The 19,446-nt window shown below is 65.5% G+C and carries 16 protein-coding genes; 10 read left to right on the forward strand and 6 right to left on the reverse strand.

What is annotated here, in order from left to right; all coding sequences use genetic code 11:
- Positions 1-594 (forward strand): transposase (locus tag GJ668_RS12420; protein WP_155450470.1); only part of this gene is annotated, 594 nt, incomplete at its 5' end.
- Here GJ668_RS12420 and GJ668_RS12425 read toward each other — a convergent pair.
- Positions 503-1,477 carry a fused response regulator/phosphatase gene (locus GJ668_RS12425; protein ID WP_186343079.1) on the reverse strand — a complete coding sequence of 325 codons (975 nt, stop codon included), beginning with the start codon at positions 1,475-1,477 and terminating at the stop codon, positions 503-505. The genes GJ668_RS12420 and GJ668_RS12425 overlap by 92 nt on opposite strands.
- A gap of 358 nt (positions 1,478-1,835) precedes the next feature.
- Between GJ668_RS12425 and GJ668_RS12430 the strand changes: the two genes are divergently transcribed.
- The 6 genes from GJ668_RS12430 (at position 1,836) to opgC (ending at position 7,576) form a co-directional block, all read left to right on the forward strand.
- Positions 1,836-3,704: a methyl-accepting chemotaxis protein gene (locus GJ668_RS12430; protein WP_155450472.1), complete on the forward strand. Its 1,869-nt coding sequence runs from the start codon at positions 1,836-1,838 to the stop codon at positions 3,702-3,704.
- A 28-nt stretch (positions 3,705-3,732) separates the two neighbouring features.
- Positions 3,733-4,647, forward strand: coding sequence for a CHAD domain-containing protein (locus tag GJ668_RS12435; protein WP_155450473.1), 915 nt, complete (start codon positions 3,733-3,735; stop codon positions 4,645-4,647).
- A 353-nt stretch (positions 4,648-5,000) separates the two neighbouring features.
- Positions 5,001-5,705: a glycosyltransferase gene (locus GJ668_RS12440; RefSeq protein ID WP_186343080.1), complete on the forward strand. Its 705-nt coding sequence runs from the start codon at positions 5,001-5,003 to the stop codon at positions 5,703-5,705.
- A 63-nt stretch (positions 5,706-5,768) separates the two neighbouring features.
- Positions 5,769-6,047: a type II toxin-antitoxin system RelE/ParE family toxin gene (locus tag GJ668_RS12445; protein WP_155450474.1), complete on the forward strand. Its 279-nt coding sequence runs from the start codon at positions 5,769-5,771 to the stop codon at positions 6,045-6,047.
- Entirely contained in the window at positions 6,047-6,340 is a 294-nt protein-coding gene (locus GJ668_RS12450) for a HigA family addiction module antitoxin (RefSeq protein ID WP_155450475.1), read from the forward strand. The genes GJ668_RS12445 and GJ668_RS12450 overlap by 1 nt, the downstream gene beginning before the upstream one ends.
- Before the next feature lie 60 nt (positions 6,341-6,400).
- A complete protein-coding gene (gene opgC / locus GJ668_RS12455) occupies positions 6,401-7,576 on the forward strand; it encodes an OpgC domain-containing protein (protein WP_155450476.1) in 1,176 nt (391 codons plus the stop codon).
- 18 nt (positions 7,577-7,594) lie between these two features.
- Here the strand turns inward: opgC and GJ668_RS12460 are convergent, their stop codons facing one another.
- Genes GJ668_RS12460 through GJ668_RS12480 form a run of 5 tightly spaced genes read right to left on the reverse strand, consistent with a single transcriptional unit; the run spans position 7,595 to position 15,069 of the window.
- The gene (locus tag GJ668_RS12460) at positions 7,595-8,773 is read right to left on the reverse strand and encodes a VWA domain-containing protein (RefSeq protein ID WP_155450477.1); all 1,179 of its coding nucleotides are present in this window, start codon (positions 8,771-8,773) and stop codon (positions 7,595-7,597) included.
- A complete protein-coding gene (locus GJ668_RS12465; RefSeq protein ID WP_155450478.1) occupies positions 8,770-11,067 on the reverse strand; it encodes a DUF5682 family protein in 2,298 nt (765 codons plus the stop codon). The genes GJ668_RS12460 and GJ668_RS12465 overlap by 4 nt, the downstream gene beginning before the upstream one ends.
- A 26-nt stretch (positions 11,068-11,093) precedes the next feature.
- Entirely contained in the window at positions 11,094-12,173 is a 1,080-nt protein-coding gene (locus GJ668_RS12470) for an ATP-binding protein (protein WP_155450479.1), read from the reverse strand.
- On the reverse strand, positions 12,170-13,735 hold the full coding sequence (locus GJ668_RS12475) for a DUF5691 domain-containing protein (protein WP_155450480.1): 1,566 nt from the start codon (positions 13,733-13,735) through the stop codon (positions 12,170-12,172). The genes GJ668_RS12470 and GJ668_RS12475 overlap by 4 nt, the downstream gene beginning before the upstream one ends.
- Positions 13,735-15,069 carry an SWIM zinc finger family protein gene (locus GJ668_RS12480; protein WP_222930785.1) on the reverse strand — a complete coding sequence of 445 codons (1,335 nt, stop codon included), beginning with the start codon at positions 15,067-15,069 and terminating at the stop codon, positions 13,735-13,737. The genes GJ668_RS12475 and GJ668_RS12480 overlap by 1 nt, the downstream gene beginning before the upstream one ends.
- Positions 15,070-15,214: 145 nt before the next feature.
- Between GJ668_RS12480 and mazG the strand changes: the two genes are divergently transcribed.
- The 3 genes from mazG to uvrA are packed head-to-tail and all read left to right on the forward strand — an operon-like array spanning position 15,215 to position 19,331.
- Positions 15,215-16,018 (forward strand): nucleoside triphosphate pyrophosphohydrolase, encoded by an 804-nt coding sequence (gene mazG / locus GJ668_RS12485; protein WP_155450481.1) that lies wholly within the window; start codon positions 15,215-15,217, stop codon positions 16,016-16,018.
- A 58-nt stretch (positions 16,019-16,076) separates the two neighbouring features.
- Positions 16,077-16,490 carry a BLUF domain-containing protein gene (locus GJ668_RS12490; RefSeq protein ID WP_155450482.1) on the forward strand — a complete coding sequence of 138 codons (414 nt, stop codon included), beginning with the start codon at positions 16,077-16,079 and terminating at the stop codon, positions 16,488-16,490.
- Positions 16,491-16,505: 15 nt separating this feature from the next.
- Positions 16,506-19,331, forward strand: coding sequence for an excinuclease ABC subunit UvrA (gene uvrA / locus GJ668_RS12495; protein ID WP_155450483.1), 2,826 nt, complete (start codon positions 16,506-16,508; stop codon positions 19,329-19,331).
- Positions 19,332-19,446 lie beyond the last annotated feature (115 nt).

The raw sequence follows: 19,446 nt of genomic DNA on the forward strand, positions 1-19,446 counted from the left end.
GAGGCAAGCGGACCGGGTTGGCTGCACGCCGTGCGTCTCCCGCCCGAGGCGGCGGAGGCGGCCCGTCGGCGTTGTCGACAAGCCGCCCAGCGCAAGGGGCGAACCCCGCGCGAGGACACCCTGTTTCTGGCCGGCTGGGTCATGGTGTTCACCACCGTGCCGCCCGAGACGTTGGATGGCCCCACGGTCTTGGCGCTCTACCGCTGCAGGTGGCAAGTGGAGCTGGTGTTCAAACGGCTCAAGACCCTGCTTGACCTCGACGCCCTGCGCACCAAGCAGAACAGCCTGTTGGGCGAGGTCTGGATCCGGGGAAAATTGCTCTATGCGCTAGTGATTGAGCGAGGCGCTCAGCGCCACGGTGCGGGCGGCTTTGACCCGCTCAATCGACCCCGTCGCCTGACCCCATGGCGACTGCTGGTGATCGTGCGTCAAGCGGTCGATCGCTGGATTGGCGATGTGCAACGCTGGCAAGACGATCGCTGGGATGCCTGTCTCGACGTGCTCAAGGAACGTCCGCGCCGCCGTCGCTTGCAAACCCTTCCGGCCAGGGTTGTCGAGATGATGAACGTGCAGAAGCGTCAACGATGCGGTTAAGTTGGCGCCTATGGGGCGCGATCCCCAGGGCCAGCGAGCGTGATTCGAGCGTTGTGACCCGCCCGGCGGGCGATACCAGCAACGCCTCGGGCATGCTCGCGTTCGCCAGATGCAGGAGACGCCGATCCGCCGTGACTTCCGCGATGTGCGCCGCCATGAAGCGCCCGGTCGGCAACTGGTCATGAAGCTGACGGTCGAGTGTCGCAATCAGGGTGTCGACCGAGGCATTGTCGGCGCATTGCTGGTAGAAAATCTGCTTGACCAGGGGACCAGCCATAGCCGCCGTCAGGCCGTGACCGGTGAAGTCGCCGACCAGTACCCATTGACGGCCATCGGGCGTCCAGGCCGCCAGACAGATGTCGCCGCTCGTGCGCTCGACCGGGCGCATCAGATGTCGCAGCCGACGACCGTCGAAGGCGCGATCGACACGCAGACGCACGATGATGTCCTCGATCAGGGCGCGTTCCTCGGACAGTTCGTCGAGCCGCTGCTGGAGCTCGACGCGGATGCGCGTCAGCTCCAGATGGGTGGCGAGCCGGGCGCGCAGCACGTCCGGGATGATGGGTTTGGACAGATAATCGACGGCGCCGAGCGAGAGTCCGGTGATCTCGTGGCCTTCACGGTTCAGCGAGGTCAGGAAGATCAACGGAATCCGGCGCCACTCGGGATGGGCCTTGATGCGCCGGCAGGTCTCGAAGCCGTCCGGGTCGGGCATCAGGACGTCGAGCAGGATCAGATCGGCGCCGGACGTCTGTTCGAGGATCTCGAGCGCGCGCGAGCCGCTGTTGGCGACGCGCACCGAGTAGTCCGCACGCAGAGCGGTATCGATCTGGAGCAGGACGTCCGGGCTATCGTCGACGATCAGAATCGTGGGTGAAAGCAAGCCTTGTGGTCGAGACGGGGAAGACGATCGAAAATCGATCGGGTCGGAGACGAACGAGGCGTCCATGGAATTGGCTCTCTGGCGGTCAAGGATAACGGCGAGTGGCGCGTTGGCCCAAAGAAATCATGCCCTATTGTTTTCGAATCTTGAAATATACAGTCTTCCTCCGAAGGCTTGCGTGAAGATCCCGAGTCGGTTTCATGACGAGCGAAAAACCACTCTGAGCGCAACACCGAATTACCTTACTCGTCATCAGTCGGTCACACGGATCTGATCTAATGACGACCGATCCAACCGCCCTTCCATACGCCTCTATCGCACGTCCCGCTCCATCGGCCACAGAGACGCCGAACCACCCATGACTATCCGAAAAAGCGTCACCCTCGCGGCGATTCTCGTCACTCTGACGGTCGCCGCCGCCCTGATTCTGGTCGCCCATGCCGGCAACCTCCGACTCGAACAACGCCTCGCCCAGGAAGCGGCCTCGGGTCGTAGCCTGGTCTGGAACCAGAGCCTGGAACGTCTGTTCGAGCACATGAACACGGGCATGCTCGACTTCGAGCGCGACTTCGCACTGCGGCAGGCGCTCAAGAGCGGCGATGCCCAGGCCGCGCGTCAGGCCGTCGAGTCCCTGGTCAATCTGGTCGGCGAACAGGGCTATTTCGATCAGCTAGCCGTGTTCGGCGTCAACGGAGAGCCGCTGTATGGAGACGACGAGTCCACCGTCTCCAGCGATGTGAAGGCCCTGGTCAAGACCGTGGCCGCCGACGATCAGCCCAGGCACGGACTCGGGCGTAGCGCTCAGGGACAACCCTCTGCCCTGCTGGTGTTCCGGCTGCTGGTGCGCAAAGACCCCATTGGTACGGTCGTGTTCCGGAAATCACTGACCACGGTCCTGGAACGCTTCAAGGCCATCCAGGGCGCCGAGATCTATCTGGTCGGCGCCGAAGGCACGCTGTTCGCCGGCACGCGCCCCGAGCTCTTCGAACGCCTGGGCCTCACCTGGCCGGCGCTGGGCCAGATCGAGCGCCAGACCCGGCACGTCGACACGGCGACCTATACGGCCACGATCCTGCCGCTCCTTGGCGTCGACGGACAACCGCTGGCACATCTCGTCAGTGTGGCCGATGACACCCAGGCTTATCTCGCGCAATATCGCTTCGAGCTCATCGCCTACACGGGGGTCGCCCTGCTGCTGATCCTGGCGTCCCTGGGCCTGTTCTACTATATGCGCCATGCCCTGCGCCCCCTGTACGCCGCCATCGACACGGTGTCCACGTTGGCCGAGGGCGATCTGAACGTCTCCTTCGACACCAGACGCCAGGACGAGGTCGGCAAATTGATGCGCGCCCTGCAGGGCATGGCCGAGCGTCTGCGCGACATCATCGGACACTTGCATGTGGCCAGCGGCGATCTGCATGATTCGGCCGGCCACATGGTGCGCCTGGGCGAAACCAGCAAGATCCAGTTCGACCGCCAGAAGGCCGAGACCGGGCATGTGGACAATGCGGTCACGCATCTGGCCAATGCGGCGCAGCATGTCGCCGACCACACCAGCCGTGCCGTCGACGCGACCAGCGACGCCCGCCGGCGCATCGAGCACAGCCGCCGGATCCTCGATCAAACGACACAGGTCATCGAGGCTCTGGCCCATGAGATCGATCAGGCCGCCGAGGTCGTGCTGAGTCTGGCCGATCGCAGCCAGTCGGTCGGCAATGTGCTCGGCGTGATCCGCGAGATCGCCGGCCAGACCAATCTGCTGGCCCTGAACGCCTCGATCGAGGCGGCGCGCGCCGGCGAACATGGTCGCGGCTTCGCCGTGGTCGCTGATGAGGTGCGTCAGCTCGCGCAGCGCACCCAGCGCTCGATCGAAGAGATCGAGGCGTTGATCGGCGCGCTACGGAGCAGCTCCAGTGCCGCTGTCGAGGTCATCCATGCCAATCGCGACCGTGCCCGGCAAAGCGTCGATCACTATGGTCAGGCGGTTCAGAACCTGGATGCCTTTTCGGAGTCGGTGGCCATCCTGACCGATATGACCCATCAGATCGCCAGTGCCGCCGAGGAGCAGAGCCGCATGGCCGAGGAAATCGCCGTGGCCATCAATCAGATCGCGGCCCTGGCCCAGGATCATGCGCAGGCAGCCGAGTCGGGATTCGGACATGGAGAACGTCTCAATGACCTCTCCCGAACACTGCGCGAGCAGGTGGCCTACTTCCGGATAAACTGATACCGGAGCCTGAACCGTGAGAGAGGTTATGAACAAGCGGAAGAGCAAAAAACCGGTTCCCGTGCATGCGGGTCTCACGGTGAGCGAGGCGCTGGCCGAGATCCTGTGTCACGATTTCCAGGCCATGCTGTCATGGGAGGACCAGGCCCGTACCTGGGACGACACCGAAGGCGTGCATCAGATGCGGGTCAGTTCGCGGCGGATGCGCGCCGCGCTGTCGGCTTTCCGCACGGCGGTGCCCAAGACCGTCAGCCGACCCTGGGGCGAGGAGCTGCGCTGGATCGCCAACCAACTCGGTCCGGCGCGGGATCTCGACGTCTTCATCGACGAGGGTCTGGCGGCCGTTCGCAACCGGCTGCCGCTGTCCGGCGGCGAGCAGCTGGCGGCGCTCGCCGAACGGCACCGGGCGGCGGCCTATGAGCCGGTGCGCGCGATGCTCGACAGCGAGCGCTATCTGACCTTCAAGCTCGACTTTCCCGACTGGTTCGGACACGCCGCCTGGAATCAGGCCGAGCTGTCGCGGCAGGAGCGTCGCACGCTCGAACGGCCGATCGTGCAATACGCGCGCAAGCGGCTGGATCGTCTCATGCGTCATGTGCTGGAGGCGGGTCTGGGAATGGATCGGAGCGATCCGGAGCAGATGCATCTGTTGCGCATCGAATGCAAGAAACTGCGGTATGCCGCCGAGTTCTTCGCCCCCATCGTTCCGGGCCTCGATGATTTCATCCGTCGCCTGAAAGGACTCCAGGATCTACTGGGCGTGCTCAACGATGCTGCGGTCATGTCCGATCTGCTCACCGAGTTGCTCGCGGAGGAATCCGACCTTGAGGTCATCCGCTATTCGGGCGCCCTGATCGGCTGGCGCACCCATCAGGCCTATGATCTGTTGAAGGGCTTCGAGGAACGGTGGCGCGAGTTTCGGCGCGTCGAGCGTCCGTGGTGACACGACTGTCGACTCGCTCAAAGATAGAGAGGCGCCATCCGCCGCCAGTGATAGCCCTGATGAGCGCGCCCGTCCCATTCGTGCAGCGCGTGGACACCCGCGCGACGCGAGGGAGGTCATGCAGCTGTCATGGAACCGTCTTTTTTCTCTGCAATACTCGAAGCCCACATCGCTCTCCCAAATCTCAAGCCGGATCACTCACCTGGGCCGGAGGCATCATGAGCAGAGGCCGCCGGCATCGAGTAACCGGGGCGTCGTCGGTGTAAAACGGCCCTGGGCCGACCTGATCCATCATTCACGCCTCTTCGAACGAGGCGGTCACTGTCCGGGCGACCCGGCGGAGGAGGACACCGGTGAAGCTATCGGATATCACGCTCGTACTGGCCACGCGCGACGAGGCGCGCAACATCGGAGCCTTCCTGAACTCCATTCCGCGCGAACTCTCGCTGGTGGTCGTGGACGCCAGCCGGGACGAGACACCGGAGCTGATCGAGCGGCTCAGACCCGAGCGGACCCTGGTTCTGCGTGAGCCCGGCAACGTCACCGAGGCGCGCCAGCGCGGGTTCGAGGTCGCGCGTTCGGACTGGCTGCTCTTCTCGGACGCCGATGTGGTATTCGCGCCCGACTATTTCGAACGTCTGGCGTCTCTCGACGAGCCGGCGGTCTACTATGGTCCCAAGCTCTCCCGAGGCCGCTTTCGTGCTTACTACCGCCGGTTCGCCTGGGGGCAGGCGCTGTGTCAGGCTTGTGGGATCCCTGCCGCTTCCGGCTCCAATCTGCTGGTGCCGCGGCAGGCACTCCGGGCCGTGGATGGATTCGATCTGCGCCTGAACTGCAACGAGGACTCCGAACTGGTCTGGCGTATTCGGCGCGCGGGTTTCGCGACCCGTTATCGTCCCGACCTCATCGTCTACGCGACCGATCATCGTCGCATCGAGCGTCGACGCTTGAGCAAGACGTGGCATTCGATCGTCCGTTGTCTGCTGCTCTACAGCGGCTTGATGCCAGAGGACTGGCGGCGCCTGGATTGGGGCTACTGGCGGGATCGTCATTCCTGATGAAATTGAAGATACGTCTTCATGTGGCTTGTTGCGTGGCGCGCAACATGCTACGGTTGCGGCATGATCCAGTCGTTCCGACACAAAGGACTCAAGCGGTTCTATGACTCTGGTTCGACATCGGGAATCCAACCGCATCATGCCAAACGCTTGAGAATACAGCTGACGGCTTTGGACACGGCCAGCTGCATCGAGGATATGGATATCCCAGGCTTCAAGCTACATCCGTTGAAGGGAACCGGCAAAGGCCGCTGGTCGATCTGGGGCAATGGAAACTGGCGTCTGACCTTTGTGTTTCAGGACGGTCATGCGTCCGTGCTGGATTACGAGGACTACCACTGATGACCATGCACAATCCCCCACATCCTGGCGAGTTCATTCGAGATGTGTATCTGGATCCGTTCGCTCTGACAGGACGACAGTTGGCAGCGAACCTCAATGTTTCGCCCTCAACCTTGAATCGGATCCTGAACGGTAGCAGCCGCATCAGCTCCGAAATGGCGCTTCGACTCTCGAAGGCCCTGGGCCGCAGTCCAGAAAGCTGGCTGGCCATGCAGAATCAGTTCGATCTCTGGCAAGCCCGCCAATCGGTCGATCTCGATGCCGTACAGAAAGTCGAGCTTCAAGTGGCTTGAGCCGCGACATCGACTCGTCAAGCACGAAATCCGGTACTTCACGCAAAGTGATCCAGACGCTTGACTCACTTAACTCTCGCCTATCCGACCTCCGATAACGGACGCGACCTGCGCATCGACCTGCTGCGCGGGCTGATCATGGTCTATCTGATCGTCGTGCATTTCGAGTTGGCGTCGGCCTTGAGCCTGTTCGCCTGGGACCGGCTCGCGTTCGTTTCGAGCGCGGAAGGCTTCGTCTTTCTATCCGGTGTCGTCGTCGGGATGGTCTATCGGCGTCGTCTGGAGCGCGACGGACTGGCGGCGGCATCACGCCTGCTGTGGCAGCGCGCCTGGCAGCTCTACAGGGTGAACCTGTTTGTGATCGCGAGCATCGCCTTGCTCGGGCTGGTTCCAGCCGTCAACGTGTTCGAGTTCACGCACTGGACCAGTCCCTGGTCCGGCGAATCGTTTCCACTCTACCCGCCCGCCGAAACCGCCTGGTGGGACTATTTGTTGCGAATCCTGCTGTTGCGGATCGGCCCGCATCAGTTTCAGGTCATTGGTCTGTACGTGATACTGATGGCCGGTGCTCCGCTCGCGCTCTACCTGCTCGGTCGACGTCTGGCCTGGGTCGTGCTGTTGCTGAGCTGGGGGGTCTATGCCCTGAATCATTTTTTGCCGCTCAATCCGACCGGCGCGCGTTATGAATACGCCTTTCCGACGCTGACCTGGCAACTGCTGTTTTTCAATGGGATGCTGATCGGGTACCACCGCGACCGCACCCTGGAGTTTCTCGCCGGTCCGAAAAGCCGCTGGCTGGTCTATCTGTGCGGCGTGCTGCTGGCTGGATTTCTGTTCCTCGCCAACAACAACCCGCATCCTCTGTTCTGGCCCTGGGGGCAGCTGAGTGTCATCGATCCGCAGACTTTCGGTGAGCTGTATCAGACCTGGTTCATGAAAACCCCGCTGGGGCTGGGCCGACTGCTGAACGATGTGGCGGCGTTCATCGTTGTCTATCATCTGCTGAGCCGCTACTGGAGCTGGGTCGACCGCGCAGTCGGCTGGCTGCTGATCCCGCTGGGCCAGAACTCGCTATACGTGTTCATCCTGCACGTCTATGTGCTATTGATTCTGTACAACACGCCGTGGCCGGGCCTGGATCTGTTTTGGGTCAATACGCTGCTCCATATCGGCGTGATCGCGTCGATCTGGCTGATGGTCAAACGGCGCTTTCTGTTCTCCGTCGTACCGCGTTGAGGCGCCAAACGACGCCTTTCAGCCCTCCGCCCGTGCTGTCACCAGCCCCTGCTTCGCCGCCCAGAGCGCCACGTCCTCGCGCCGGATCGCGGCGGCCATGAGTTCCGGGAACTGATCGGGCGTGCAGGCGAAAGCCGGTGCGCCGAGCGCGGCCAGCTTGGCCGCGAGCTGGTGGTCATAGGAGGGCGCGCCTTCGTCGCTCAGGGCCAGCAGCACGATGACCTGCACGCCGGACTGGATGAGTTCGGCGGCGCGCTGGAGCAACTGGCGCTCGACGCCGCCCTCGTAGAGATCCGAGATCAGTACCAGAATGCTGTTGCGCGGTTCGCGGATCAGTCCCTGACAGTAGCCGACCGCGCGGTTGATGTCGGTGCCGCCGCCGAGCTGGACGCCGAACAGCACCTCGACCGGATCGCTCAGGTCAGCGGTGAGATCGAGCACGGCGGTGTCGAACACCACCAGTTGCGTCCTGACGGCCGGCAGCGAGGCCATGACCGCGCCGAAGATACTGGAGTAAACGACCGAGTTGGCCATGGAGCCGCTCTGGTCGATGCAGAGTACGACCTCGCGCTGGGTGCGTCGCGCCTTGCGTCCATAGCCGATGAGCTGCTCTGGAACGATAGTCTGATAGTCGGCCTGCCAGTGGCGCAGATTGGCGCGGATGGTACGGTTCCAGTCGATCTCGGCATGACGCGGACGGCGGTTGCGCTCGGCGCGGTTGAGCGCGCCGCTGACTGCCGCGCGCATCGGTTCTTCCAGCTTGGCCATGAGCGCGGCAACCACTCGGGCGACGACGGTGCGCGCGGTGTCGCGGGTCTGGGCCGGGAGGATGCCGCGCAAGGCCATGAGCGTGGCGACCAGATGCACGTCCGGCTGCACCGCTTCCAGCAGCTCGGGTTGCAGCAGCATCGACTTGAGATCCAGCCGCTCGAAGGCGTCCTTCTGCATCACCTGCACCAGCGGCCCTGGGAAATACTGGCGGATGTCGCCGAGCCAGCGCGCGACCCGAGGTGAGGAGGCCCCGCTGCCGCCACGCAGCCCGCTCGGACCGTCCGGATCGTAGAGCGCGCCGAGCGCGGCGTCGATCTGGGCGTCGAGGCCCGAGAGCGCGCATCCACAACTGGACTCGGCCGGCTCGCCGAGGATGAGACGCCAGCGCCGGAGTCGGGTCGGATCGGGGTCGGTCGGATGGCTCATGGCGCGATTCCAAGGAGACGTTGCAGCAGCGGAATAGGTCGCGCGGCGCGCACCGGATCGATCGCCGTGTCTGCCGTGGCCATGGGTGCGACGCTCGCCGGACGGCGGGCGCGTTCACCGAGCTGGCGGCGCTCGGCCGGTGCGAAGGCCGAGAAGGCGCGTCGCACCAGCGGCAGCACACGCACGAAATGCGCTTCGCTCAAGCCGGCGACCCAGTCGTCGACCAGCGCCCAGAGGCTCGGGTCGTGCAGCAGCACCAGGGCGCTTTGGTTGAGGAAGCCTTCGAGCCAGGCCGCCGCCGGTGCCGGATCATTGGCGACTGACAGCGCCAGCGACAGACGGCGCGCGGTCGTCTCCAGGTCCGCCGACTGGGCGTCGAACAGCAGGCGCGTCGCCAGACCGCCGACCAGGGCGTGACAGCTCGTGCCCTCGGCGAGATGCACAAGCGCCTGTGACCAGACCGGCTCGAACTCGGCGTCCTGGAGCAGACGCAGCGGGCGATCAGCCTCCTGAATCGCCGCGCGCATGGCGGTGGCCGCGTCGTCGTCGAGGGCGGTACAGGCACCGGGCAGGGCGAGCGCGGAGCGCGGCACCAGCCCAGCGAGGACATGGCCCACCAGGCCGCTGTCGGTCTGACGTACATTGCCGTAGCGCAGGATCGAGGCCAGCGGCGGAATAGCCTCTAGCATCTGCGGTACGTCACTGGCTATTGCCGCCTGATCCTCCAGACGGCGCGTCACCGGCACGATGGCCGCTTGCAGATCCGCGAGCAGCAGACGATCGACCAGCTCACAGAGGGCTGGCAGCGTATCGGCGTGTTCGGCGGCGTCGATGACGCGGCGGGTGGCGGCTTCCTCGACGCTGTTGCCCCAACGGCTGGCCTCGATGACGGCCAGCGCGTGCCGCGGTTCCCATTGCAGCGTCCAGACCTCGTGGAAAGTGCCCTTGGCCGCGCGCCCGGTGCGCTGCACGTCACCCCAGTCGATCCCGAGCAGCGACAGACGATGGAGCAGGTGACTGCGCGCCAGATCAGTGGGTTTTCGCAGGTCGAGATCGAGCGTCTTGCGGTTCGCTTCGGGTTTCAGGCGCAGCGCGCGCTGGCGCTCGGCGAGGTCGCGCTGCAAGGGCACGACCGGCGTCTGTTCCGGGATGCGTCCCAGCCGCTCGCCGATGACGAGCGCGCGGTGGATGAGCCGTAGCGGTGCCTCCTCGCCCTGGCAGACGACCGTGCGCAGAGCCTCGTCGAGTTCTTCGAGACCGGGCTGAGGACGCTCGCGCATGGCCGCCAGCGCATCGGCCAGCCGCACCGCCTCGATCAGATGGGCCGATGAGCAGTCGAGATCCTCGGCGCGCAACAGCTGCGCGGCCTGGGCGACCCAGCCGATGGCCCGTCGCTCCGGGGCGCTGTGCCAGAGGTGTTCGTACCAGCCGGGGGAGGCGATGCCGGCGCCATAGCCGCTGGCGCTGCTCAGATGCGGATAGGACCAGGGCACCCAGGTCGCCTCGACCGCACGCTTGGGCAGTGACTTGAGGAGCGCGTTGTCGGCGGCCGCGCTCGGCAGCTCGGTCAGAGCCGGGACGTGCCAGGCCCCGCAGACGATGGCGATGCGCTCGAAGCCCTCCTTACGCGCCTGACGCATCATCCGGCGCATGTGCGCCTCGCGTCGGGCCTCGTGCTCGCGCCGGTGTGCCGTCCAGTGATCGTCGCCCGATTCTTCGCGTACCAGGGTCATGGCCTCGCGGATGGCGGCGAACAGGTGCAGACCGTCGCCGCGTTCCTCGACCAGATGATTCCACCAGGATTCGCCATCGCTGTAGCCGGCGGCACGGCCGAGCCAGTCGAGCGGGTCGTCGCGTTGTTGTTCGCTGTCGGGATCTGCGGCGGCGGTCTCGGCGGCTTCGTCGGGATCTTCAGTGGCGGTTTCGGAGGCTTCGAGGTCTTCGGGCTGGGGGGCGCTCAAGGCGTCGAGCGCGAGCCGGTGGGCGACCGGCAGGTCGAAGAAGCGGGTCGGCAGACCACGCTCGATGCCGAAGCGCAGCGCCTGCCATTCCGGCGAGAACTCAGCAAAGGGATAGAAGACCGCCTCGCGCGCGTCCTTGGGGTCATAGACGAGCAGCGCGACTGGCGGCGCGAGCTCCGGGTCGCGCAGCCATTCCAGCAGCGCCTGTCCTTCGGGTGGTCCTTCCACCAGGATGCAGTCAGGATTCAGAACCTCCAGCGCCTGGAGCAGACTGCGTGCGCAGCCTGGACCATGGTGGCGAATGCCGAAGAGATGGAAAGGCGAATCGGTCATTGGGTTTCCCGCTGTCGGCGGCGCGCTCAGTCGTGGTCGCGACAGGCGCGGTAGAGATCCTTCCAGTCGCCGCGTTCCTTGATCACGGTCTCCTGATACTCGCGCCAGACCAGTGCATCCTGCACCGGATCTTTGACGATGGCCCCGATCAGGCTGGAGGCGATGTCGCCGGCCCGCATCACCCCATCGCCGAAGTGCGCGGCGAGCGCTACGCCGTTGTTGATGACCGAAATCGCCTCGGCGGTGCTGAGCGTGGCGCTCGGAGCCTTGAGCTTGGTCTTGCCGTCCTCGGTCTGACCGTTGCGCAGCTCGCGGAAGATCCGCACCACGCGCTGCACCTCTTTCAAGGCCGGCGGCTCGGCGGGCAGATCGAGCGCGCGTCCGAGTTCGGCGACGCGCTTGCTGACGATGGCGACCTCTTCGTCCGCGCTGGCCGGCAGCGGCAGCACCACGGTGTTGAAGCGGCGTTTGAGGGCGCTGGAGAGTTCGTTGATGCCCTTGTCGCGGTTGTTGGCGGTGGCGATAGCGTTGAAGCCGCGCACGGCCTGGACCTCGGTGCCCAGCTCGGGCACGGGCAGTGACTTCTCCGAGAGCAGACTAATCAGGGTGTCCTGGACATCGGCCGGGATGCGCGTCAGCTCCTCGACGCGGGCGATCTTGCCCTGTTCCATGGCACGCATCAGCGGGCTTTGCACCAGGGCCTGGGTCGAGGGGCCTTTGGACAGCAGTTCGGCATAGTTCCAGCCGTAGCGCAGTTGTTCCTCGCTGGTGCCGGCGGTGCCCTGGATGAGCAGGTTCGAGTCACCGCAGACAGCGGCGGCCAGATGTTCCGAGACCCAGGACTTGGCCGTGCCCGGCACCCCGAACAGCAGCAGGGCGCGGTCGGTGGTCAGGGTGGCGATCGCGGTCTCGATCAACCGCCGACTGCCGATGTACTTGGGGCTGACTTCGAAGCCGTTGTCGAGCCGTCCGCCGAGCAGATAGGTCGCCACCGCCCAAGGCGACATGGCCCAGTTGGGTGGACGCTGGCGGTTGTCGCTCTGCTTGAGTGCGTCGAGTTCCTCGGCGAAGGATTGTTCGGCGTGCTGGCGCTGGATCTGACTCATGCGAATCGCCTTTTCTGAAGAGAGTGGTTGAGGTGCTGGCGCTGCCGAACGATAGCCAGGATCCGGGCCTGGGTCTCGGTCACGACGGGCGAATCCAGGCCGTTGAGCGGCCAGCCGCTGGCGGCTTCGTCGAGCAAGGCGTCCGGCAGACAGGCGATGACGTCGGGCAGGGCGCGGCGCAGGCTGTGGTCCTGGATCAGGCGTTTAGCGCCGTCCTGGCGATAGAGCCGATCAAGCAGACGCCGCGCGCCCGGCACTGACAGCGCGGTCTGGCCCTCGCGCATGCGTCCCTGGATGAAGCGGGTCAGTAACAGACCCAGGGTCAGGCCACGGGGTGGACGCTCGATCAGGTCGAGCCAGTAGGTTTCGCATTCGGCCGCCGGGAGCCGTTCGACCAGATCCAGCGGATCGAGTACCAGTCCCTCGACCGGCAGCCGGTTCAGAACGGCTTCGGTCCAAGCGAGCGCCGGGGTACGGGCGAGCGCCTCGCTCCAGGCTCGCAGCAGGGCGAGTTCCCAATCGGTGCTCTTGGCCCAGCGCACGCAGCCGGACGGGTCCAGTCCAGTCTGGCGAGTCCACCAGTCGAGCGGCAGGGCGCGCGCCAGTTGGTAGAGCCACCAGGCGCGCTGGCCAAGCGACTCGCCCTTGGGTGCCGTCTCCTCAATGGCGTCCAGCGCCCAGTCCGGCTCGAAGGCGTTGGGCGGCTCGATCGTCGGCACCTGGCGCAGTCGCTTGCGCGTCTGGCCGAGACAGGCACCGACACGCTCGGTCAGACGGGCGACATAGCGGCTGTCGGGCAAGCGGGCGAGCAGCGCGCCGGCCTGGCGTCGCACCTCCTTGCTCCGGTCCTGTAGACAGGTCTCCAGAACGTCCTGGTCTTCCAGGCTCAGACCGGTCTCCAGTTCGGCGAGCAGTCGGGTGCGTCCGCGCGCGTCGGTTTCTCCCAGGGTTTGGGCCAGTCGCTCGCGCGCCTCGGCCGGATCCCGGCGACGCTGGGCCGCCAGGAACCGACACCGCTGGTCCAGCGTGCCGCTGTCCCACCAGTTGGGATCGGGCGGCGTCTCGTCCAACGTCAGGGCGGGCGACCACTCCGGATGGAGACACGCCAGCCAGCGCCCACGTTCACCGACCACCAGCGGTAGCCAGGGACGCAGATCGGTCTGCTGGACCCCGAGCGTCAGGGCCTGCGGCAGGAGACGCGGCGGCAGAAGGTAGCCGGCGGCGTCGAGTCGCTGCAAAGCCAGGACGCGCAATGCATCTGGTCCTTCGTCGAGGATGGCGCGCAGCGTCGCCACCAGTTCCGGTTCCGCCGCAACTGAGCGCGCGTCCTCGGGGCAGGGCAGAGGCGGCGGTCGATCCGTCGTCGGCGGTCGGAAACCGGCAGCGGCGCAGACGGCAAGCACGCCAGCCAGACGCAGCGCGGTCGTTTCAGGAGACGTGCTCGTCTCGGCTTGAATCTGGATCAGCAGACGACCGAGTTCGCCGTCCGCATTCGGCCACTCGGGCGCGCGCCGATCCGTGCCAATGAGGAGTTGGGTAGCAAGTTGGTCGAGCGGTGACATCAGCGATCGCTCCCGGCGTCGTTAGTGGTCCAGATCAGTTCTGGACCCCAGGCACTGAGCGGGCGCAGCGACTCGCCATCCCATTCGCCGAACAGGGTGAGCGCCGAACCACCAGCGGCGGCAACGAGCGGCCAGGCTGCGTTTGCATCGAGGCGCAGACGCAGGGCACCGGACTCGCCCAGAGACAGCGTCCAGTCGCCGTCTACGTCGGGTTGCGGGACGCCGGAGAGGCACAGCGCGCGCACCGCTGGCCAGGGGTTGGCGGCGATCTGCTCGGCCAGTCGCTCCAGTGCCTCCGCGAGCGGGGCGGGCGGTTGTGACGCAGTCTCCGCGAGACGGTGTGGTGGATCGATGAACAGCGCGCGCATCGGCGCAGCGCTTGGATAGAAGGCGAGGGTCGCGGCCAGGGTGTCGCCGATCGTCAGCACCGGCTCGAACTGTGCCTGACCATAGCTGTAGTCCAGCACCAGCGCCGCGCGGTCACTGGTTCGGCCCTGGAGCCAGACGCGGCGCATCACCAGCCGCTCCTCCTCGGCGATGTGGACGCCCATCACCTGCCAGTCGTCGCTGAGGCGTTCGCCCGTCTCCAGCACGGCGGCCTTGTCCTGGGGCAGGCCCAGGGCCACGCGCAGATCGGCCTGCTCGCCGGTCGGCAGGGCATCCAGGCGTCGGGCACCGTCGATCAGCAGTTGCAGCCGGCCGAGTTCGGCCAGCAGTTGGCGCGGCCAGTGCTCGCTACGGCCAACCAGCGCGCCTGCGCGCCTCAGCCGTTCCGCCAGCCCCGGAAGCTGGGCATCGACCAAACGTGCGGCCATGGCGTTCCAGATCTCGGGTTGACCCTGGAGCTGGGCCAGACCCTGACGCAGCCGATCGGCCAGCCAGGATTCCAGCTCACTGAGACCGTCGGTCAGACGTCGTAGCCGCTCGGCCTCGCGGCGCGCGGCGGCCCGTGGATCGGCCGGCGTCGAGCTGGCGCCTGAGGCTGACTCCGGGCGTTCCTTCTGGCGTTCACGGCGCTGGGCGCGGGAGGTCAGCCACTCACTGACCCAGTCGGGCGGATCGGCGTGCGTGAAACGATCGGGATGTTGCAGATACAGCAGACCAAGCGCCAGGCCATGCTTACAGGGGAATTTGCGGCTCGGGCAGCTACAGCGGAAGGCCGGGCCGGAGGGGTCGATCTGGATTTGATAGCCCCGGCACTCGCCCCAGACCGCCGTCTCGTCGTGGCCGAGCCGGGGCCATTTGGCTGGAATGACCAGCCCCTTGGCGGCCTTGACGGACGCGGCGTCTGGAGCCAGCCGCAGGAGTTCGTCGGCGCTGAGGTTCAATGGCATGCGCAGCGGTCACCCAGGGTTGTGCGTCGCTGGTCTTAGCGAGCGACGGTTGGGAGAATCGGCTCATCGCGCCAAGCTTAGCCGAGTTCGCAACGCTGTGATACCGTTTCCCGACCGTCCATCGTCTCCATCACCACGGGTTTCCATGACCGATACCCCTTCGATCGATCGACTCATTGCCATCATGGCGCGGCTGCGCGATCCCGAGGACGGCTGTCCCTGGGATCTGGAGCAGACGTTTCGCTCCATCCTGCCCTATACGCTGGAGGAGGCTTACGAGGTCGCCGAGGCCATCGAGCGCGAGGACATGGCGTCTTTGCGTGATGAACTCGGCGATCTGCTGCTCCAGGTCGTCTTCCATGCGCGCATGGCTGAGGAGGGCGGGCATTTCGCCTTCGCCGACGTGGTCGAGGCGATCTGCGACAAGATGGTCCGACGCCATCCGCATGTCTTCGGCGCGGTTGAGCTGGCCGATTCGGCGGCCATCCTCGCCCACTGGGAGCAGCTCAAGGCCGCCGAGCGTGCGGGCGCCGAGGCCGGGGAGCCGAACGGGATCCTGGATGGCGTCGCGCGCACGCTGCCGGCCCTGGTGCGCGCCGAGAAGCTCCAGCGCCGCGCGGCGCGGGTCGGATTCGACTGGGATGCGGTTTCAGCCGTCTTTGATAAGGTCGAGGAGGAACTCGCCGAGTGTCGCGCGACCTTGGCCGAGCACGCCGATCCAACCGAGCGCGTCCACGAAATCGGCGATCTGCTGTTCTCCTGCGTCAATCTGGCCCGACATATGGATGTGGATGCCGAACAGGCGTTGCGCGCCGCCAATCAGCGCTTCGAGCGTCGTTTCTCCCAGGTCGAGCGCGGACTGCGCGAGCAGGGTCTCGAACCAAGCCTGGAGACGCGCGAAGAGATGGAACGTCAATGGACACTGGCCAAGACCGCAGAGCGCGCCTGAGCGCCTGAGCGTTTTCGATAACAGATGACTACGAGCGAGCGGGGTCGAGTGAGAGCCGATGAGCAATCTGTCGCGGATACTGTACCTGAGTCGTACCAGCCTGGGCGTGGGTGACGAGGCGCTCAAGCAGATCCTGGAAGTCTCTCGTCGCAAGAACAAGGAACTCGGCATCACCGGAATGCTCTGCTGCGGGGGCGGACATTTCATCCAGGTGCTGGAGGGCGAGCAGGAAGAGGTGTTTCGACTCTATGGCCGTATCCTCGATGATCGACGTCACTTCGACTCAGTGCTGATCGGTGTGGCTCCGATCAAACAACGTCTGTTCGGTAGCTGGGCGATGGGTTATCTCGCCAATCCACCCGAAGTCATGGAAGCGCGACGCAAGGATCTCCTGGCGGCTTGGGCGGGGCGTCTCGAGGCCGACGAACTGCTGACCCTCATGAAGCGCTTCGCCGCGCAGCTCAAAGTCTGAACGCCAGGCCGTTTCATGCACAGCCTCCGACTGCGCGGCGCGCGCACCCACAATCTCAAAAACATCGATCTTGATCTGCCGCGCGAGCGCCTGATCGTCCTGACCGGACTGTCCGGCTCGGGCAAGTCCTCGCTGGCCTTCGACACCCTCTATGCCGAGGGACAGCGACGCTATGTCGAGTCGCTCTCGGCCTATGCGCGTCAGTTCCTGTCGATGATGGAGAAACCCGACATCGACCATATCGAGGGCCTGTCCCCGGCGATCGCGATCGAGCAGAAGACCACTTCGCACAATCCGCGCTCCACCGTCGGCACCATCACTGAGATCCACGACTATCTGCGCCTACTGTTCGCGCGAGTCGGTCAGCCGTGCTGCCCGACCCATGGCGAGCCGCTCGACGCCCAAACCATCAGCCAGATGGTCGACCGGGTGCTGGCGTTGCCCGAGGGCGAGAAGCTGATGTTGCTCGCGCCCGTGGTCGCGGCGCGCAAGGGCGAGTATCAACGTCTGCTCGGCGAACTGCATGCACAGGGCTTCGTGCGCGCCAGGATCGACGGGCAGTTGTATGAACTGGATGCACCACCCGAGCTGGACCCAAAGAAGAAGCACGACATCGCCGTCGTCGTCGACCGCTTCCGGGTGCGTCCCGATCTGGCGCTGCGTCTGGCCGAATCGTTCGAGACTGCGCTCAATCTCTCCGGCGGCATCGCCCATGTCGGCTGGATCGATGAACCCGAGCGTCCCGAGCTGACCTTTTCGGCCAAGTTCGCCTGTCCGCTCTGCGGCTACAGCCTCCCGGAGCTGGAGCCGCGTCTGTTCTCGTTCAACAATCCGGCTGGCGCCTGCCCGACCTGCGACGGACTGGGCGTGGAACCCTTCTTCGATCCCGACAAGGTCGTGGTGCATCCCGAACTGAGCCTGGCCGGCGGCGCGGTGCGCGGCTGGGATCGGCGCAACGCCTATTACTTCCAACTGATCCGCTCGCTCGGCGAGCACTATGACTTCGATGTCGAGCGCCCCTGGATCGAGCTGCCCGAGCCTGTGCGTGCGGTGATCCTCTATGGCAGCGGCACGGAGAAGGTCCGGCTCAAGCTGCCGCACGCCAAGGGCAGTCCCAAGCCCCAGGTGTTCGAGGGCATCCTGCGCAACATGGAACGGCGCTATCGCGAGACCGAGTCCAACACGGTGCGCGAGGAGCTGGCACGCTATCTTTCGCAGCGGCCCTGTCCGACCTGTCAGGGCACGCGCCTGAATGAGGCCGCGCGTCATGTCTTCATCGGCGGGCACAATTTGCCGGCGATCTCGGGGCAGCCGGTCGGCGAGTCGTTGCTGCTGTTCGAGACCCTGGAGCTGCCGGGCCAGCGCGGCGCGATCGGCGCCCCGGTCATCACCGAGATCGCCACCCGGTTGCGCTTCCTGGTCGACGTCGGACTCGACTATCTGACGCTCGAACGCCGCGCCGAGACGCTTTCGGGCGGCGAGGCCCAGCGCATCCGGCTCGCCAGCCAGATCGGGGCCGGACTGGTCGGGGTCATGTATATCCTCGACGAGCCTTCGATCGGACTGCACCAGCGCGACAATGCGCGGCTCCTGAAGACACTCACCCATCTGCGCGATCTGGGCAATACCGTGATCGTGGTCGAGCACGACGAGGAGGCGATCCGCGCTGCCGACTGGGTGGTGGATCTGGGTCCGGGTGCGGGCGCGCATGGCGGCGAGATCGTCGCTCAGGGGACGGCGGATGAGATCGCGGCCAATCCGGCCTCATTGACCGGGCGTTATCTCGCCGGCGAGCTGCGCATCGAGATCCCCGCCCGGCGCACGCCCAACGACCCCGCACGCCAGTTGCGTATCCTGGGCGCGAGCGGCCACAACCTGCGCGCAGTCGATGTCTCGATCCCCGTTGGAACCCTGTGCTGTATCACCGGGGTCTCGGGCTCAGGCAAGTCGACCCTGATCAACGACACACTCTTTCCGGTGATCGCGCGTCACTTCAACGGCGCCAGCCTCACGCCCGCGCCGCATACGGCCATTGAGGGACTGGAGCAGTTCGACAAGGTGGTCGACATCGACCAGAGCCCCATCGGTCGCACGCCGCGCTCTAATCCGGCGACCTATACCGGGCTGTTCAACCAGGTGCGCGACCTGTTCGCCGCTGTCCACGAGTCACGCTCGCGCGGCTATGATGCCGGGCGCTTCAGTTTCAACGTCAAGGGCGGGCGTTGCGAGGCCTGCAAGGGCGATGGCGTGATCCGGGTCGAGATGCACTTCCTGCCCGATGTGCATGTGCAGTGCGAGGTCTGTCGTGGGCGGCGCTACAACCGCGAGACGCTGGAGATCCGCTACAAGGGCAAGTCCATCGACGAGGTGCTGAACCTGACCGTCGAGGAGGCGCTCGATTTCTTCGCCCCGGTGCCGGTGATCGCGCGCAAGCTCCAGACGCTGATGGACGTGGGCCTGTCCTATGTCCAGCTCGGCCAGAGTGCGACCACGCTCTCGGGCGGCGAGGCCCAGCGCGTCAAGCTCAGTCGCGAACTCTCCAAGCGCGACACTGGGCGCACGCTCTACATCCTCGACGAGCCGACCACCGGGCTGCACTTCCACGACGTCAGGCATCTGCTCGAAGTGCTGCATCGACTGCGCGACCAGGGCAACACGGTGGTGGTGATCGAGCACAATCTAGACGTCATCAAGACCGCCGACTGGATCATCGATCTGGGGCCGGAGGGGGGCGACCGGGGCGGGCAGGTGGTCGCGGTCGGCACGCCTGAGACCATCGCCGCCGATGAGCGCTCGCATACCGGGCGCTTTCTGCGGCCCTTGCTGGAGCGTGGGTGGTAGGAGGCGGCGGGGAGCGAGCGGCCTCATTGGCAACCGATGCGGTTCCGGCGTCACCGCATCCTGCAGCGCTTCATTTGCAACGGCATCAGGTCATCGACCATTGCTAGATCCCGGT

The sequence above is a fragment of the Allochromatium palmeri genome (assembly GCF_009720725.1).
GTDB lineage: Bacteria > Pseudomonadota > Gammaproteobacteria > Chromatiales > Chromatiaceae > Thermochromatium > Thermochromatium palmeri.

What these genes read in the sequence shown, in the direction of transcription:
- GJ668_RS12470 (WP_155450479.1), bottom strand. Translation starts at nt 12,173, where the DNA reads ATGAGTCAGATCCAGCGCCAGCACGCCGAACAATCCTTCGCCGAGGAA.
- GJ668_RS12465 (WP_155450478.1), bottom strand. Translation starts at nt 11,067, where the DNA reads ATGACCGATTCGCCTTTCCATCTCTTCGGCATTCGCCACCATGGTCCA.
- mazG (WP_155450481.1), top strand. Translation starts at nt 15,215, where the DNA reads ATGACCGATACCCCTTCGATCGATCGACTCATTGCCATCATGGCGCGG.
- GJ668_RS12435 (WP_155450473.1), top strand. Translation starts at nt 3,733, where the DNA reads ATGAACAAGCGGAAGAGCAAAAAACCGGTTCCCGTGCATGCGGGTCTC.
- GJ668_RS12445 (WP_155450474.1), top strand. Translation starts at nt 5,769, where the DNA reads ATGATCCAGTCGTTCCGACACAAAGGACTCAAGCGGTTCTATGACTCT.
- GJ668_RS12480 (WP_222930785.1), bottom strand. Translation starts at nt 15,069, where the DNA reads ATGCCATTGAACCTCAGCGCCGACGAACTCCTGCGGCTGGCTCCAGAC.
- GJ668_RS12450 (WP_155450475.1), top strand. Translation starts at nt 6,047, where the DNA reads ATGACCATGCACAATCCCCCACATCCTGGCGAGTTCATTCGAGATGTG.
- uvrA (WP_155450483.1), top strand. Translation starts at nt 16,506, where the DNA reads ATGCACAGCCTCCGACTGCGCGGCGCGCGCACCCACAATCTCAAAAAC.
- GJ668_RS12475 (WP_155450480.1), bottom strand. Translation starts at nt 13,735, where the DNA reads ATGTCACCGCTCGACCAACTTGCTACCCAACTCCTCATTGGCACGGAT.
- GJ668_RS12490 (WP_155450482.1), top strand. Translation starts at nt 16,077, where the DNA reads ATGAGCAATCTGTCGCGGATACTGTACCTGAGTCGTACCAGCCTGGGC.
- GJ668_RS12460 (WP_155450477.1), bottom strand. Translation starts at nt 8,773, where the DNA reads ATGAGCCATCCGACCGACCCCGATCCGACCCGACTCCGGCGCTGGCGT.
- GJ668_RS12430 (WP_155450472.1), top strand. Translation starts at nt 1,836, where the DNA reads ATGACTATCCGAAAAAGCGTCACCCTCGCGGCGATTCTCGTCACTCTG.